Source organism: Gordonibacter urolithinfaciens (genome assembly GCF_900199375.1).
Classification (GTDB): domain Bacteria; phylum Actinomycetota; class Coriobacteriia; order Coriobacteriales; family Eggerthellaceae; genus Gordonibacter; species Gordonibacter urolithinfaciens.
In genome coordinates, this window is the sequence record NZ_LT900217.1 from 3,164,464 (window position 1) to 3,179,753 (window position 15,290).

General features: G+C 66.4%; 11 protein-coding genes. 10 read left to right on the forward strand and 1 reads right to left on the reverse strand.

Going from position 1 to position 15,290, the window contains the following annotated elements:
- Window positions 1-4 precede the first annotated feature (4 nt).
- The 9 genes from BN3560_RS13595 (at window position 5) to BN3560_RS13630 (ending at window position 12,216) form a co-directional block, all read left to right on the forward strand.
- On the forward strand, window positions 5-1,309 hold the full coding sequence (locus BN3560_RS13595) for an MFS transporter (protein WP_154270400.1): 1,305 nt from the start codon (window positions 5-7) through the stop codon (window positions 1,307-1,309).
- A gap of 246 nt (window positions 1,310-1,555) precedes the next feature.
- Window positions 1,556-4,270, forward strand: a complete 2,715-nt coding sequence (locus BN3560_RS13600; protein ID WP_157780594.1) for a LuxR C-terminal-related transcriptional regulator — start codon at window positions 1,556-1,558, stop codon at window positions 4,268-4,270.
- Between the two features lie 176 nt (window positions 4,271-4,446).
- Window positions 4,447-5,958: a GNAT family N-acetyltransferase gene (locus BN3560_RS13605; protein ID WP_087191605.1), complete on the forward strand. Its 1,512-nt coding sequence runs from the start codon at window positions 4,447-4,449 to the stop codon at window positions 5,956-5,958.
- A gap of 152 nt (window positions 5,959-6,110) precedes the next feature.
- A complete protein-coding gene (locus BN3560_RS13610; RefSeq protein ID WP_096228467.1) occupies window positions 6,111-7,691 on the forward strand; it encodes a GNAT family N-acetyltransferase in 1,581 nt (526 codons plus the stop codon).
- 116 nt (window positions 7,692-7,807) lie between these two features.
- On the forward strand, window positions 7,808-8,341 hold the full coding sequence (locus BN3560_RS13615) for a GNAT family N-acetyltransferase (RefSeq protein WP_087191603.1): 534 nt from the start codon (window positions 7,808-7,810) through the stop codon (window positions 8,339-8,341).
- A 128-nt stretch (window positions 8,342-8,469) separates the two neighbouring features.
- Window positions 8,470-9,303: an alcohol dehydrogenase gene (locus BN3560_RS13620; protein ID WP_096228696.1), complete on the forward strand. Its 834-nt coding sequence runs from the start codon at window positions 8,470-8,472 to the stop codon at window positions 9,301-9,303.
- Between the two features lie 149 nt (window positions 9,304-9,452).
- Window positions 9,453-10,031 (forward strand): hypothetical protein, encoded by a 579-nt coding sequence (locus tag BN3560_RS14790; RefSeq protein WP_227154098.1) that lies wholly within the window; start codon window positions 9,453-9,455, stop codon window positions 10,029-10,031.
- Complete coding sequence (locus BN3560_RS14795) at window positions 9,977-10,888, forward strand: GGDEF domain-containing protein (RefSeq protein WP_231897410.1); 912 nt, start codon at window positions 9,977-9,979, stop codon at window positions 10,886-10,888. Before BN3560_RS14790 ends, BN3560_RS14795 begins: the two co-directional genes overlap by 55 nt.
- On the forward strand, window positions 10,885-12,216 hold the full coding sequence (locus tag BN3560_RS13630; protein ID WP_096228468.1) for a GGDEF domain-containing protein: 1,332 nt from the start codon (window positions 10,885-10,887) through the stop codon (window positions 12,214-12,216). Before BN3560_RS14795 ends, BN3560_RS13630 begins: the two co-directional genes overlap by 4 nt.
- 62 nt (window positions 12,217-12,278) lie before the next feature.
- Here the strand turns inward: BN3560_RS13630 and gdhA are convergent, their stop codons facing one another.
- Window positions 12,279-13,610 (reverse strand): NADP-specific glutamate dehydrogenase, encoded by a 1,332-nt coding sequence (gene gdhA / locus BN3560_RS13635; RefSeq protein ID WP_087191602.1) that lies wholly within the window; start codon window positions 13,608-13,610, stop codon window positions 12,279-12,281.
- A 236-nt stretch (window positions 13,611-13,846) separates the two neighbouring features.
- On the opposite strand from gdhA, the gene BN3560_RS13640 reads away from it, so the two are divergent.
- Window positions 13,847-15,202 (forward strand): DUF2130 domain-containing protein, encoded by a 1,356-nt coding sequence (locus BN3560_RS13640; RefSeq protein WP_096228469.1) that lies wholly within the window; start codon window positions 13,847-13,849, stop codon window positions 15,200-15,202.
- Window positions 15,203-15,290: the final 88 nt, after the last annotated feature.

A 15,290-nucleotide genomic window follows, 5' to 3' on the forward strand; every position in this document is an offset into this window, starting at 1 on the left:
TATCGTGTCAGAAAAAGCAAAGGGGAAGTTCTTCACCCAAGGTTGGATCCAGGTGTTCCTCGTTTTCATCGTCTGCATCGTCACGCAGGGGTTCGGGCTGTACTCGTTCAGCATGCTCCGCATTCCCATGACGGAGATGCTGGGAGCCGAGGCCTCCGTCGTGAGCCTGGGATTCTCGGTGTACCTCGTGGTGTCGGGGGTCGCCGGTCTCGCCGTGAACGGCCTGGTCTCCCGTATCGGCATCAAGGGATGCCTGCTGATCGCCGCGGTCATGTACTCGGGCGGGTTCCTGATACTCGGCTTCGTCGACTCGCTGTGGATGGTGTTCTTGGCGTACGCCGTCATGGGCATCGGCAACGGATGCGGCGGCTTCGTGCTCATCACGTCGATACCGGCGAACTGGTTCGTCAAGCGTCGCGGCCTCGCGACCGGCATCACGCTCTGCGCGACGTTCCCCGCCTCGCTCATCACCACGAACCTGGTTGCCGTGCTGGCCGCCGCCGGCAGCTGGCAGAACGCCCCGCTGATCTTGGGCCTCATCTCGTTCGTCGTGCTTCTGGTCTCGGCGTTCCTCATCAAGTTCCGCCCGCAGGACGTCGGCCTGTACCCCGACGGGATGACCGAGGAGGAGGCGGCGCAGGTGAAGAGCGAGGAGACCGCCGGCGCGGTCAAGGTGGTCGGACTCAACCGCTCGCAGGCGGTGAAGACCTTCACGTTCTGGGCCATCATATTCAGCTTCGGCCTGATCGGCATCGGCGAGCAGGGCGTGTTCCAGAACTTCCCCACCTACATCGTCTACACCGGGTTCGACTTGGCGACGGCCGGCGTGTTCATGACGTTCCTCTCCATCGCGGGCTGTGTGGGCAAGCTCCTGTCCGGCTACTTCATCGACCGGATCGGGCCGCGCATCACCTACGTCGTGGTCAACGTGCTCGCCGCCTGCGGCCTTCTGCTCATCGTGCTCTTCGGCGCCAACGTCGCGGTGCTCTACATCGGCGGCTTCTTCTTCGGCGCCGCCCTGAGCTCGGCGCCCGTGTGCTTCACGTCTGCCGTGTCCAAGTACCTGGGCCCCGCCTACTTCGCCGCCCTCTACAGCATCGCGTTTTTGGCGAAGACCGTCATGGACGCCATCGGCGTCCCCGCGCTCGCAGCGGTGGGCGGCTCGGCCTTCGGCTGGGACGGCGCGCTGATCGTCGGCGCCGCGTTCATCCTCGTGTCGGCTGCGTTCATGCTGTTCGGCGCCAAGAAGAGCAAGGAGCTGACGAAGATGGAGGAGGACGCCGTCAAGGAGCTGGGAGAGAGGGCGTAGGCCGACGCGCTTTCCATCCAACAACCTCGCGCAGCGGTTGCGGGCGGGTGTCGCCGACTTGCGGTCGGCACCCGCCCTTTTCTATCCATGACCGAAATACGCGGCAAAAGGTGTGGTAGAATCCTGAAAAAAGGTTCGGGTAAAGACGAACGGCCTTTCCGCCGCTATGAAGCGAACACCCGGCATGTCGGGGAAAGCCGGTGGGAAACGCAGGGTTTGCACGAAGGAGTCAGCGAGGCTCGGCTTATGGAGAACCTTTCCGCATTGCGAACGGATCCCGGCGTATTCCCCTCGACGAAGCTCCGCGCCCCGCGCCTTCCCAACCGCCTCTACCCGCTTGGCGAGCTTTACGAGCTGGTGGAAAGGGCCTTAGACAAGAACTCGCTCATCCTCGCGGCCCCTGCCGGCTGCGGCAAGACCTCGCTCGTCGCCGCCTGGGAAAGGCATGCGAGGCAGTCCGAGGACGGTACGCCGACGAGCGTCTCGTGGGTCAGGCTCGATGCCGACGACAGCGATTACGCGCGGTTCTGCAGCCTGCTCCTTGCCGGTTTGGAGGCTTTCGTCCCGGACGTGCGGCAGCAGTTTTGCGAGGTGCTGGGGGACGGCGGGCCGGATGCGGTTCCGGGCGCCCTGGTAGTCGCCATCGAACGTGCCGGCCTGCCGGCGGCTTGCGGCAGGAACGTGCTCGTACTCGACAACTTCGAGGCTGCGAGCAACGGCCCGGTCGACCGCCTCGTCAGCTATCTCATCGCCTACATGCCGGCCGGGTACAAGCTCGTTGTGTGCAGCCAGGAAGCGCCCTCTCTCTCAGCAGCGAGCCCGGTCCCGGATTTCGACGACATGGCCGCGCTCGTCACTGCGGAGCAGCTCGTGCTGGACGATAAGGCGGCCGCGGGGTTCCTCCGTTCCTCTCTCGGGGAGGAGGCAGGGGTGCCCGAGAGCATCCTCGGCTCGGCGGTCCGGGCGGCCGGCGGTCGGCTTCCGGCCTTGAACGTGGCTGCGCGCTGCCTTGCCGAGGCGCGGCCCCGCATGGACGAGGTTCCCGATTCTGCTGCATGCGGCCGGCTCTCGCTGCTGGACGAGCTCTTGGCGGCGCTCTCCGAACGGGAGCGGGACCTTCTGGTGAAAACGTCCTTCCTCGACTTAGTGAGCCCGCCGCTTTGCGACGATGTCCTTGAAGCCGAGGGGTGCGACGGCGTCCTGGCGTCGATCGCGGCGAAAACCGGCGTCCTCGTGACGGTGGACGGCAAGAGGCGCTGGTACAAGGCGCAGAGCCCTTGGCCGCATTACCTGCAATCGAAGTTCAGGAAGCTCGATCGCGCCGAGGTGAGGGGGCTGTGCAAGAGGGCCAGCGCCTACCTGAAGAACCATAACCATGTGGGGCAGGCGATCGACTGCCTGTGCAAAGCGGCCCTTTGGGACGAGCTCGAAGACCTGGTCGGCGAGCATCACCTCTCGCTCATGTTCGACAACCGCTTCGACGTGTTCGGCGAGGTGCTCTCGAAGCTGCCGCGTCACGTCCTCGAATCATCCCCGAAGCTGAGCATAGCCCAGGCATGGGTGCTCGCCAAGGCCGGCTCGGTCGAGGAGTCCGTACGCTTCGTGAAGATGTCGGAAAGCCTTACCGATGCGGATTCCCCCGATGCTTCCCAGCTTAAGGCGGAACGCTTGGCCGTGCTATCCCTTTGCTGCGGTCACAGCGGCGACATCCGGGCGGGGAAGGATATGGTGGCCGAGCTTCTAAGCTGCGGCCAGGGCGACCCGGGAGTGCTCGCCAGCCTGGTGTACAACGCGGCGGGGTGCATCGTGGCGAGGGAGAAGGAGCCCGCAAGGGTAGTCGATTACCTCGAAAACTGCTTGGAGGTAGCCGCGGGCCAGGGTAACAGGCCCGCATGCTCGGTGCTTTGCTATTTCGCAGCGCGACAGCGCATCGATGCGGGGGACTTGCGGAGTGCCGAGAAGACTGCTTGGAGGGCAAGGGACGGCCTCGGCTTCTCCAGCATGGACGAGCTCGAGGTCCTCCCCGAGGTGATAGAGGCGACGGTCATGCGGAAAAGAGGGGAGTTCGCACGCGCCGAGGAGGCTTACTCCCGCTGTCTCGGCTCTCTCGGCCCCTCTTCGGGGATCGAGTTTTTCGCCGAGGCGGGGTGCGGCCTCGCCTTGGCGCTGCGCGCGCAGGGCAGGATGGGGGAGGCCGCCGACACGGCCCGCTCGATCCTGCAGCTCTGCGACAGGAGCCATGCGGAGCGGCCGCGGCTGATAGCCCTCGTGTACCTGGCGATGATCGAGATAGACGCCGGGAACATCGACCAGGCCGCCGACCATGTTCGGGCGCTGAGGGGCGCGAACCCCGCCTCGGCGGATCTTATCGGCGACCTGATCGCGCTCGCCCTTGCGCGCTTCCGCTTCGCGAGCGGCCAGGTGGAGGAGGCGGGGAAATCCCTCGACCGGCTTGCCGGGGCGTTCGAGGAGAGCGGGCGCTACGGGCTCCTCCTTTCCGCGCTCGTCGCCAAGGGCATGGTCCTCTACGCCCAGGGCCTGCAGGGGCCTTCCTCGCATGCGGTCTTGCGCGCCTTGGAGCTGGCCCGGGACACCGGCGAGATAGAGGCGTTCGTCAACGAGGGGTTCTCCATGACGCGCCTGCTCGGGGGGATGCGCGAAAGGAGGCTCGTGGGCGACGGCCTGGACGCCCTTGCGCAGAGGATAACGCAGGAGATCGCCGAGCTGAACATCCCGGAGCCCGCATGGCGCCTCGAACGGCGCGACGGCAGCCCCCTGACGGCACGCGAGCGCGAGGTCTGCGAGCTGCTCGCCCTCGGCTACAGCAACCGGCAGATCGCCGAGAGCCTGTGCGTGTCCATCAACACCGTCGACACGCACCGCAAGAGGATATACCTGAAGCTGGGCGTAAACAACCGGAAGGACCTGGTCGAGAAGATCGGTGCAGCGGGGGGACGGTGACGGGGGCTTCCCGTCGCGCCCCCGCTTTGCGAGAATCTTACCGAATGCCTCCTTTACCTGCCCGCGTGCTCGTGCGACAATGCGCTGCGGCCTTTTCCGGCCGGGAATCCAGCGGACAACGAGGGGAGCGGGTGCAGGTGACAGAGGCGGCAGGGGCTCCGGCGGGAGGCCGGCATATGGCGCGCGGCATCGTGTGCGCGCTGGCGGGCGGGGTGTGCTGGGGCTTCTCGGGCACCTGCGCGCAGCTGCTCATGAACGACTACGGCGCGCCGGCGGAGTGGATCACCTGCGTGCGCATGGTCATCGCCGCCGTGTTCTTCCTGTTCCTAACCGCAGTGCGCGACTGGCGCGACCTCGTGGCCGTGTTTCGCGACCGCCGCTCGCTCGTGCAGATCGCGCTGTTCGCCGTCTTCGGCGTGCTGCTCACCCAGATGAGCTACCTGAACGCCATCAGGTACACGAGCGCCGGCGTGGGCACCACCATCGAGCAGATCGGCCTCGTGCTCATCATGCTCTACGTGTGCGTGCGCGCCCGGCGCCTGCCGCGCGTGCGGGAGGCGCTGGGGCTCGCGTGCGCCCTGGGCGGCATGCTGCTCATCGCCACGCAGGGCGAGATCGACCAGCTGGCCATCCCGCCCGAGGGGCTGGGATGGGGGCTCGTGTCGGCCGTGGCGCTGGCCTTCTACACGCTCATGCCCGTGCGCGTGCTGAAGAAATGGGGCGCCATGCTGGTCACGGGGCTGGCCATGCTGTTCGGCGGCTCGGCGGCGTCGGCCGTCGTGCAGCCGTGGGCCGTTCCGGTGCAGCTTTCGGGCGGCGCACTGGCGGCGCTCGTGGCCATCGTGCTCGTGGGCACGCTGGGCGCCTACATGCTGTACCTGCAGGGCGTGGCCGACGCCGGCCCGGTGAAGGCCAGCCTGCTGTGCTGCGTCGAGCCGGTGTCGGCCATGGTGCTGGCCCTGTTCTGGCTGCATACGCCCGTGTCGGTGTGGGACCTGGCGGGCTGCGGCCTCATTGTGGCCATGATCTTCCTCGTGACCGAACGGGAGAAGAAGCCGCGGGCCGCAGACGGAGTCGCGGAGCCGATTGCCGCCGGCATGGTCGCCTACGACGATCCGCCGCTGTTCGCCGGCCGCGCCTCGGTGCTGGGCTACTACACGAGCCGTCCCGCCGTGCGCGAGGACTTCGACCAGGTGTCGGCCCTGCTCGATGCCGGGCACGAGACGTTCGCCGCGCTCGGCATCGACGAGGGGCGCAAGAAGTACCCCTCGGCGCGCCGCCTCATGCACAGCATAAAGAACGGCACGACGCACGTGGTGGAGGACGCGCATGGGCATATGATAGCCGTGTTCGCCGTGTCGTTCTCGCCCGACAAGAACTATGCGGCGGGCATCGACGGCGCCTGGCTCACCGACACGGACGAACAGCCCCAACCCTACGCCGAACTGCACTGGGTTTCGGTGGCGCCCGCGGCGCGGCGGCGCGGCGTGGGTCAGTTCATCCTGGAGACGGCGGGCCGCATCGCGCGCGCAGGCGGGCGCCGGAGCATCCGCGCCGACGTGTACGAGCGGAACGTGCCCATCCAGAAGCTCTTGGAGAAGCACGGCTATGCGCGCTGCGGCATCCTCTCCATGAGGGACGTGTTCGGCCGCCGGAAAACCCGGGTGGCCTACGAGCGCCTTCTGTAGGCAAGGGCCGTCTGCGCCCGGTTTTGGGCGCATGATCAAAAACGACGCAAAAGGCTCGCCAAACCTCTTTACCGTGGTGGGCTTCCGTGGGACAATGCGCTGATGGATGCAAGGGGGGCAAAGCCCCGCGAGACAAGGAGAGGGGGAGGGCCATGGTCGGTCAGGCGGCAATCGCGCAGGCGGCGCCCAGGAAAAGCCATGTGGCACGCGGCATCGCGTTCGCGGCGCTCGGTGGCATCTGCTGGGGGTTCTCGGGAACCTGCGCCCAGCTCATGACGAGCGAGCTCGGGGTGCCGGTGGCGTGGATCACCTGCGTGCGCCTGCTGCTGGGAGCCCTCATCTTCCTCGTGGCGTGCCTCTTCAAGAACTGGCGCAGCCTGCGCGCCGTGCTGCGCGACAAGCGCTCGCTGCTCCGTATCGCGGCCTTCTCGATGTTCGGCGTGCTGCTCACCCAGATGAGCTACCTGTCGGCCATCTCCTACACGAATGCGGGCACGGGTACCGTGCTGGAACGCCTTGGACTCGTGGTCATCATGTTCATCGTGTGCGTGCGCGTGCGGCGCTGGCCGAAGCCGCGCGAGCTGTTCGGCCTCGTGTTCGCCCTGGGCGGCACGTTCCTCATCGCCACGAAGGGCAACATCGGAGCGCTCGCCATACCGGCCGAGGGGCTCATGTGGGGCGTCGTGTCGGCATTCGCGCTGGCGGCCTACACGCTGCTTCCCGGCAAGGTGCTGGCGAAGTGGGGCAGCTTCATCGTCACGGGCCTGGCCATGCTCCTGGGGGGCACGGTGGCCACCGTGTTCGTGCAGCCGTGGAGCATCCCCGTGGACATCACGCCCGAGCTCGTGGGCGTCATGGGTGCCATGGTGATCATCGGCACGTTCGCCGCGTACCTGTTTTACCTGCAGGGCATCACCGATGCCGGCCCGGTGCGTGCCGGTCTCGTGGGCTGCGTCGAGCCGGTGTCGGCAACGGTCATCTCGGCCGTGTGGCTGGGCACGCCCGTCACGCCGGTGGACGTGGCGGGCATCGCCATGATCGTGGTCATGGTGCTCTTGGTGACGCAGCGCGAGGAGGCGCCCGCGAAGGGCGAGGGCGGCCTGGACGGCTCGCCCGACGACCTGCCGCCCTTCGAGGGACGCGCCTCGCTTCTGGGCTATTATCGCTCCCGTCCTGCCACGCACGACGACTTCGTGCGCTTCCAGGAGGTGCTGGAAGACGGCCACGAGGCGCTGGCCGCCTTGGGCATCGAGGAGAAGGGGTCGAAGAAGTACCCCTCCGAGCGCCGCGTCATGCGCGCCATCGACTGGGGCACCGCCCATGTGGTCACGGTGCCCGAGCGCACCGGCGACGAGGAGGCCGGCGGCGAGCGCATCATCGGCGTGTTTGCCGTCGACCCGCGCGGAGACGAGGCCTATGGCCGTTCCTCGGGCGCGGACTGGCTCACCGAGTCTGCCGAGCCTCCTGCCGGGGAGGCCCCGTATGCGGCCCTGCACTGGGTGTGCGTGGCATCGGAGGCGCGCCGCCGCGGCGTGGGCATGTTCATCCTGGGCGAGGCCGAGCGCCTCGCGAAGGCTGCCGGCAAGCGCAGCCTTCGCTGCGATGTGTACGAGGGCAACGAGCCCATGCGCGCGCTGCTCATGGAGTACGGCTTCTCGTCCTGCGGCACCGCTGTCCTGCGCGACCGCCTGGGCCGCGAGAGACGCCGCGCCGCGTTCGAGCGCCTGTGGTGAAGGCGGGCGGCCCCGCCGGCCGTGCAATCCTCTGACCGCGCCCCAAGGCGCCCCTGCGACCTGCGGGTCGACGCTTTGTTTCGAACGGCTCCTTTGAGAAGAAAGAGAACATCCCCGTGCAATTCCGCTCAACCCGCGCGTCGGACGTCGACCGCATCATGGACATCCTCGCCGACGGCCGGCGCGCGCTCGCCGAGCTCGGCATCGACCAGTGGCAGGGCGGGTACCCGCATCGCGAGGCTATCGAAGCCGATCGTGCACGCGGAGAGTCCTACGTCGTGGTCGGCGACGAAGGCGACGTCGTGGCCACGGCTATGGTGGGCTTCTCGGGCGAACGCGACTACGACCTGATCGATCGGGGCTCATGGCTCACCAACACGCGCTCGGATGATGCGTGCTACGGCGTGGTGCACCGCGTGGCGGTCTCGGCCTCGTGCAAGGGGCGCGGCGCCGCCTCGTTCTTGCTGGCCTGCGCCGAGGAGCTGACGCGCGACCGAGGATGCGAGAGCGTGCGCATCGACACGCATCCTGGCAACCTGCCCATGCGCCGTTTGCTGGAGAAGAGCGGCTACGCCGAATGCGGCGTCATCTACATCGCGCATGCCGAAGCGGGCACGCCCGAGCGCATCGCCTACGAGAAGCTGGTGTAGACCGGGTGAGCGGTCGCGCCGTCATCCCTTGCAGCGCCCGCGTCGGCGGGAGCGCGTAGCTGTCGAAATTCTGTCGGTTGCCCATCTGGGGGACGGCCTCAATGCGGCACGGTATAATGCTGAGCATTATGTCGGTGAAATCTCGCGAGAAAATAGCGCTCTTCGTGTTCCTGGTCCTTATCGTCCTTAGCCTGTGCGGCTTGGGATGGTACCTGGTGGCAGGGCACTCTTGGAACGTGGCGGCATCGAACCTGGATGACACGTTCGGAAGCATGGACGGCTACACCGCCATCGTGTACCCGGGGACTGCCGTCGAACCGGTGGCCGGGAAGGGTGCGGGGGATGCGGCTGCGGAGGACGATGCGGTTGGGGACGCGGCCGACGGCAAGGAATCGGCCGAAGGCGCGGCTGCCGGCAAGGAGGCCGATGCCGGCTCGCCGGATGCCCCGGGGTCGTCCGGCGGCAAAGACGCCACCGGCACGGCAGGGACCGCGTCCGTCCCGGGAACGGATGCCGGGGAGAGCCTGCTCGGCTCGAAGAAGAAGACGCTCAGCGCCCAGGAGGCAAAGGAAGGCTACGAGGAGAAGGGCGCCACGGTGTTCTCGCTCGACACGGTCGACCTCGACGCGTACCGCGAGGGCGTCATCCTGAAGAAGGGCGGGCACCGCTTCGGCGTTTTCGGCATCGCCGAGCCCACGTCCACCATCGTGCTGGAGAAGCAGATCGCCTACTTCAAGCGCCACAAGGTCGATTTCATCGTGCTCGTCACGCCCGACAAGGAGTACGCCGAGGACGTCTCGGGCATCGACATCGTGGTGTCCACCCAGGACGAGGACCTGTTCGTCATGGGCGAGACCATCGACGGCACGTTCTACGTGGACGCCCCGGCCGTCGGCTCGGTGGGCGCCATCCTCATATCCCCCAGCAACGTCGTGTCCGCCAAGGTGCTGCAGGCCTCGTAGGGCGTCGTCCGTTAGGCGCGGTTGGTGCCTCGTACGAGGCGGGCGAGACCGTGTAGAGAGGTTCAAGCAGGCGGGAAATCCTCCCAGTTCAAAGCCTTTCACCATGCTACAATGCCTCCGTGGATCTAAAGGCGAAGGAGCGATACGTAATGGCGGGCGAGGCGGGCAACGGGCAGGGGGCCTCCAGGTTCTCGTACAAGCAGATGGCGCTCTACGGTGTCATGCTGGCCGTTGTCTCCGTCATGGTGGTGTTCGCCTTCGGAGCGTTCATGGCGGTCTCCGACATGCGTCACGAGGCGGACGTGTCGATCGCGGCGGCCCTTCCCCGCGTGGAGGGGCGCATTGACGAGACGTTCAAGCTGCTCGAGACGCTCGCGGAGAGCGAGACGCTCTATGATCCCGACGTCGACGTAATGGAGAAGGTAGATTTCGTCGACAAGGTAAACGAGCATTTCGGGTTCTTCCTGCTCTGCTATGTGGACGCCGACATCAACGTGTGGGACGCAACGGGACCTGCCAGCCTGGCCAGCCGCTCGCACATGCAGCGCGTGTACTCCACCGGCGAGCGCTACGTCACCGACAGCTTCGTGGCGGGCGCCGACGGCACCACCCTCAACTACACCGTGATCGTGCCGTTGCGCGACGGGCAGGGTGCCATGCCACGTCGGGGCACGTGTACGACGATCCCTTTCTCGAGCCCATCCGCGATTCCATCGCCTTCGGCATGACCGCCGACGTCGTGCAAAGCGAGCTTCTGGACCTGAACCCGGTGGCGTTCTGGACCGTGGACGGCCTCGATGTGCGCTACTACACTGCCTCTCCCGTGGCGGGTACCGAGTGGGACGTCGTGAGCGTGGCAGGGTTCTGGGACGCGTATGCCAAGGTCATGCGCGTCATCTTCCCGCTGGCCATCGTGGCGGTGGCAGTCATCGCGGCGGCCTTCCTGCTTATGCAGCGCCCCTTCGCGCGCCAGATGAAGAAGGCGCGCCTTTTGGAGAAGTCGGTTGCCGAGCTGCAGAAGAAGGTCTACAGCGACGGACCCGCCGACAGCGGCTTCGCCGACCTCATCGAGCTCACCTCATCGGGGCTTTCCGACGGCCTGACCGGCACGGTGACGCGCTCGGTGTTCACGAGCCGGCTGGCGAACGCGCTGGACGGCGCCGGCGACGGCATCTACGTGCTCTGCTTCATCGATATCGATGACTTCAAGGGCATCAACGACACGTTCGGCCACGCAACCGGAGACATGGCGCTCAAAGCCGTGGGCTTCCTGCTGCGCGAGTTCGAGCGCCGCTACGACGGATTGGTCGGCCGCTACGGGGGAGGCGAGTTCACCTTGCTCATGACCGACTTCGACGACGAGGCCGAACTGCGACGCGTCCTCGACGAGCTCACCGAGCGCCTGCACGTGGATATCCGGGCTGGAAGCGCCTCGTTCGCGGTGCACTGCAGCATGGGCGCGTCGGTGTGGGATCGCCAGGTGGACGCCGACGAGCTCTTGGAGCAGGCGGATCGTGCGCTGTACCTTGTCAAGCAGCGTGGCAAAGAAGGCTACTGCGTCTACCAGGACGAGGAGTGGTCATGAGGCGTTCGGCGTGGCGAGGGGGCTTCGGATTCGCGTTGCTCTCCCTCGCGGCGGTCGCGCTGTGCGCCGCGCTCGGCATGGCCGTCTACAACGAGGTGAAGGACATTCGCCGGACCGATGCCGACAACCTGCTCGCCTCATTCCAGCAGACCATCGAGTTGAAGCTGAAGGGCGGCTTGGGCGAGACGGGCGATTTGGTGGCCGCCCTCGAGGTCGATCCTTCCGACGAGGCATGGTTGCCCGCTGCTGCGGATGCCCTCCTCGCGCGCGACGAGGTGGTCGGCGTTCTCTACGTGGTGGACGATACGATGCGCTACGCGTTTCCTGAAAGCGACTTCGGCAACATGGTGGGGCGCGACCTCTCCCAGTTCACCTACGTGTTCACCTTGGCGAAGTATACCGACGGCTTCGTCGTGGAGGGGCCGGTCACGCTTGAGAACGGCGTTGAGTCGTTCGTGTTCGTGGAACCCGTCGATGTCGACGGCGCGTACCATGGCGAGGTTGCGGTGGCCCTCAAGGCGGATTTCGTCATCGAGCAGCTCGACCTTTCCCTGCTCGAGCAGGGCGGCTACCTCTACGAGCTGTGGGCGGTAAGCCCCCAGGACGGTCGCAAGGACGTCATCGCCGTTTCGGACGGGGGGCACGATTTCTCCCATGCGGCGAAAGCGACCTTCGGCATGCCCTCCGAATGGACGCTGTCCGTCATGCCGGCCGACGGCTGGGTTCCGGGCCTCTGGACGGCGGCCATCGTGGCCGTGGCGACCGCAATCTCGCTCCTTTTAGTCGGCCTTATGTTCCTCGGTGAACGGACGAGGCGGATGGAACGATGCGTCGAACGGGCGAAGCGCACCGATCAGGAGACGGGCATGTACAACTTCGACGGCTTCGTTGAGATGCTCGAGAAAGAAAGGCTCGGCCCCGATTCGCCGCTCACGCTCATCTGCGCGACGGTGGACGATTTCGAGGAAACGTCCATCGCAATGGGCCGGGACGCGCGACAGGAGTATCTTGGCAAAGTGCTCGGGGAGATAGACGCGGCGGTGCGCGGCAACCAGGTGGGCGCACGGGTGGGCTGCGGAACCTTCGCCGTCGCCATCCGCGGGCGGGTGGGCAAGCAGGTGCTCGTGGACACGATGCGCTCGCTCGAGCTCGCCCTCATGTGGAAGGTGCGCGCGGGCGACCGCAAGGCGTTCTGCCGCGCACGTTCGGCAGCTGTGTACTATCCCGAGGACGGCGACGACCTCGTGGCGCTCTTGGAGCGGACGATCAAGCTGCTCGATCGCGACAAGCCCGAGGGGTTCGGCTCCAATCGCAGGCGCCGGAAGTAGAACATGAAGAGGCCCCGTCGATCGACAGGGCCTCTTCATGCGCTCGCTTCGTCGCGTTCGCGCTACACGATGCCTTGGGCCATCATGGCGTCGGCGAGCTTCTTGAAGCCGGCGATGTTCGCGCCCATGACGTAGTTGCCCTCGTGGCCGTACTCCTTGGCCGCGTCGTCGGCCGCGTGGTAGATGTTCTTCATGATGCCCTGCAGCTTGGCATCCACTTCCTCGAACGACCAGGAGAGGCGCTCGGAGTTCTGCGACATCTCCAGGCCGGACGTGGCAACGCCGCCGGCGTTCGCCGCCTTGCCGGGGCAGAACACCACGCCGTTCTCCATCAGGTAGTCGGTGGCGTCCATCGTGGTGGGCATGTTCGCGCCCTCGGCCACGATCTGGCAGCCGTTCGCCACGAGCTGCTTCGCGTCCTCGAGCAAGAGCTCGTTCTGCGTGGCGCAGGGCAGGGCGATGTCCACGGGCACGCTCCACACGCCGCGCCCGTCGTGGTACTCCACGCCTTCCTTGCGCTTCGCGTACTCGCTGATGCGGCCGCGCTCGACCTCCTTGATCTGCTTGACCAGGTCCACGTCGATGCCCGCCGGGTCGTGAATCCAGCCGGTGGAGTCGGAGAGCGTGACCACCTTCGCGCCGAGCTGCTGGGCCTTCTGCGTGGCGTAGATGGCCACGTTGCCGGAGCCGGACACGGCAACGGTCTTGCCCTCGAAGGAGTCGTCATGGCAGTTCAGGTACTCCTGCACGAAGTAGATGAGGCCGTAGCCCGTGGCCTCGGTGCGGGCGAGCGAGCCGCCGTAGGACAGGCCCTTGCCGGTGAGCACACCCTCCCACACGTTCTTGATGCGCTTGTACTGGCCGAACATGAAGCCCACCTCGCGGGCGCCCGTGCCGATGTCGCCGGCCGGCACATCGGTGTCGGCGCCGATATGGCGGTAGAGCTCCGTCATGAAGCTCTGGCAGAAGCGCATGACCTCCAGGTCCGACTTGCCCTTCGGGTCGAAGTCGCAGCCGCCCTTGCCGCCGCCCATGGGCAGCGTGGTCAGGCTGTTCTTGAAGATCTGCTCGAAGCCCAGGAACTTGATGATGCCCAGGTTCACCGACGGGTGCAGGCGCAGGCCGCCCTTGTAGGGCCCGAGGCAGCTGTTGAACTGCACGCGGTAGCCGCGGTTCACGTGCACGTTGCCCTCGTCGTCGACCCACGGCACGCGGAACATGATGACGCGCTCCGGCTCGACGATGCGCTCGAGCAGCCCCGCCTTCTCGTAGGCTGGGTTGGACTCGATGACCGGTTCCAGGGACTTCAGCACCTCGGTGACGGCCTGGATGAACTCCGGCTGCTCGGCATCCTTGGCCTTCACCTGCTCGATGACGCGATCGACGTAGCTCATGGTGGGGGAACCTCCTTCGGGGAATTTTCACATGCCCTCATTATAAGGTGCGAACGGTGATGACAATGATTATTTAAACGTTTTGAAACAAATCCGCTCCGGACGGGCGCATGCGGGATGCGCTCCCGCCCCTCCCGCCGCGTCCGACGGCGGAGGCTTCGACGAGTGTTCCGGACGTGGGACTGCCAGGGGCGGGCGGATGCGGTAGAATCGTCGGGACGCGAGAAGGAGAGAGCATGAACGAGATCAAGTGCCCCCATTGCGGCGGGATGTTCACCATCGACGAGGCCGGCTTCGCGGCCATCCTCAAGCAGGTGCGCGACGCCGAGTTCGACAAGGAGGTGCGCCGCCACGCCGACTTGCTGGAAACCGAGAAGCGCCAGGCGGTGGAGCTCGCCGTGGCCCAAGCGCTCGGCGATGCGCAGGGAGCGGCGGCGCAGAAGGAGGCGCGCATCGCCGAGCTGGAGGCCCGCCTTGAGGCGGCGGCGCGCGAGCGCGAGAGCGAGTCGCGCCTGGCCCAGGCCGAGCGCGAGCGGGCGCTGGCCGACGCGGCGGCGGCGAAGGATGCCCGCATCGCCGAGCTCGAGCAGCGCCTGTCCGCGCAGCAGCGCGCCAACGAGGCCGAGAAGCAGCTGGCGGTCCAGCAGGCGCGCTCGGCCCTCGAGCGCGAGCGCGACGAGCTTGCGGCGCAGGTCAAGCTCAAGGATGCCGAGAAGTGCCAGGTTGCCAGCGCCCTCAAGGAGCAGCTGGCCATCGAGCTCAAGGCGAAGGACGACATCATCGCCTACAAGGAGGGCGAGATCGAGCGCTACAAGGACATGAAGGCGCGCCTGTCGACCAAGCTTGTGGGCGAGTCGCTCGAGCAGCACTGCGAGGTTGAGTTCAACAAGATCCGCGCCACGGCGTTCCCGCGCGCGTACTTCGAGAAGGACAACGATCAGTCCGGCGGCAGCAAGGGCGACTTCATCTTCCGCGAGTGCGACGAGGAGGGAAACGAGATCGTCTCCATCATGTTCGAGATGAAGAACGAGTCCGACGAGTCGGCCTACCGCCACAAGAACGAGGACTTCTTCAAGAAGCTCGACGCCGACCGCACGAAGAAGGGGTGCGAGTACGCGGTGCTGGTCACCTTGCTCGAACCGGAGAGCGAGCTGTACAACCAGGGCATCGTGGACGTGTCGTACCGGTTCGAGAAGATGTACGTCATCCGGCCGCAGTTCTTCATCCCGATGATCTCCATCCTGCGCAATGCGGCGCTGAACTCGATGGCGTACAAGGCGGAGCTGGCCGTCGTGCGCAACCAGAACATCGACATCACGAACTTCGAGGAGTCGATGGAGGCGTTCAAGACGGGCTTCGCGCGCAACTACGACCTGGCCAGCCGCAAGTTCCAGACGGCCATCGACGAGATCGACAAGACCATCCTGCACCTGCAGAAGACCAAGGACGCACTCGTGTCGTCCGAGAACAACCTGCGCCTGGCGAACAACAAGGCCCAGGACCTCACCATCAAGCGCCTGACCAGGAAGAACCCCACCATGAAGGCCGCCTTCGAAGCATTGAAGGCCGATCAAGACGGCGACGAGTCGTAACGACGGGGAAGTCGGCATGCAGCCGCCCGCCTGTACGGGGCACGCGCGGGCGGGCGCGCTCGTCGCAGTGCTCGCGGCATCGTCGGCT

Coding starts and splice junctions, on each gene's coding strand:
- BN3560_RS13600 (WP_157780594.1), top strand. CDS start 1,556: ATGGAGAACCTTTCCGCATTGCGAACGGATCCCGGCGTATTCCCCTCG.
- BN3560_RS13630 (WP_096228468.1), top strand. CDS start 10,885: ATGAGGCGTTCGGCGTGGCGAGGGGGCTTCGGATTCGCGTTGCTCTCC.
- BN3560_RS13620 (WP_096228696.1), top strand. CDS start 8,470: ATGTCGGTGAAATCTCGCGAGAAAATAGCGCTCTTCGTGTTCCTGGTC.
- BN3560_RS13610 (WP_096228467.1), top strand. CDS start 6,111: ATGGTCGGTCAGGCGGCAATCGCGCAGGCGGCGCCCAGGAAAAGCCAT.
- BN3560_RS13640 (WP_096228469.1), top strand. CDS start 13,847: ATGAACGAGATCAAGTGCCCCCATTGCGGCGGGATGTTCACCATCGAC.
- BN3560_RS13605 (WP_087191605.1), top strand. CDS start 4,447: ATGGCGCGCGGCATCGTGTGCGCGCTGGCGGGCGGGGTGTGCTGGGGC.
- gdhA (WP_087191602.1), bottom strand. CDS start 13,610: ATGAGCTACGTCGATCGCGTCATCGAGCAGGTGAAGGCCAAGGATGCC.
- BN3560_RS14790 (WP_227154098.1), top strand. CDS start 9,453: ATGGCGGGCGAGGCGGGCAACGGGCAGGGGGCCTCCAGGTTCTCGTAC.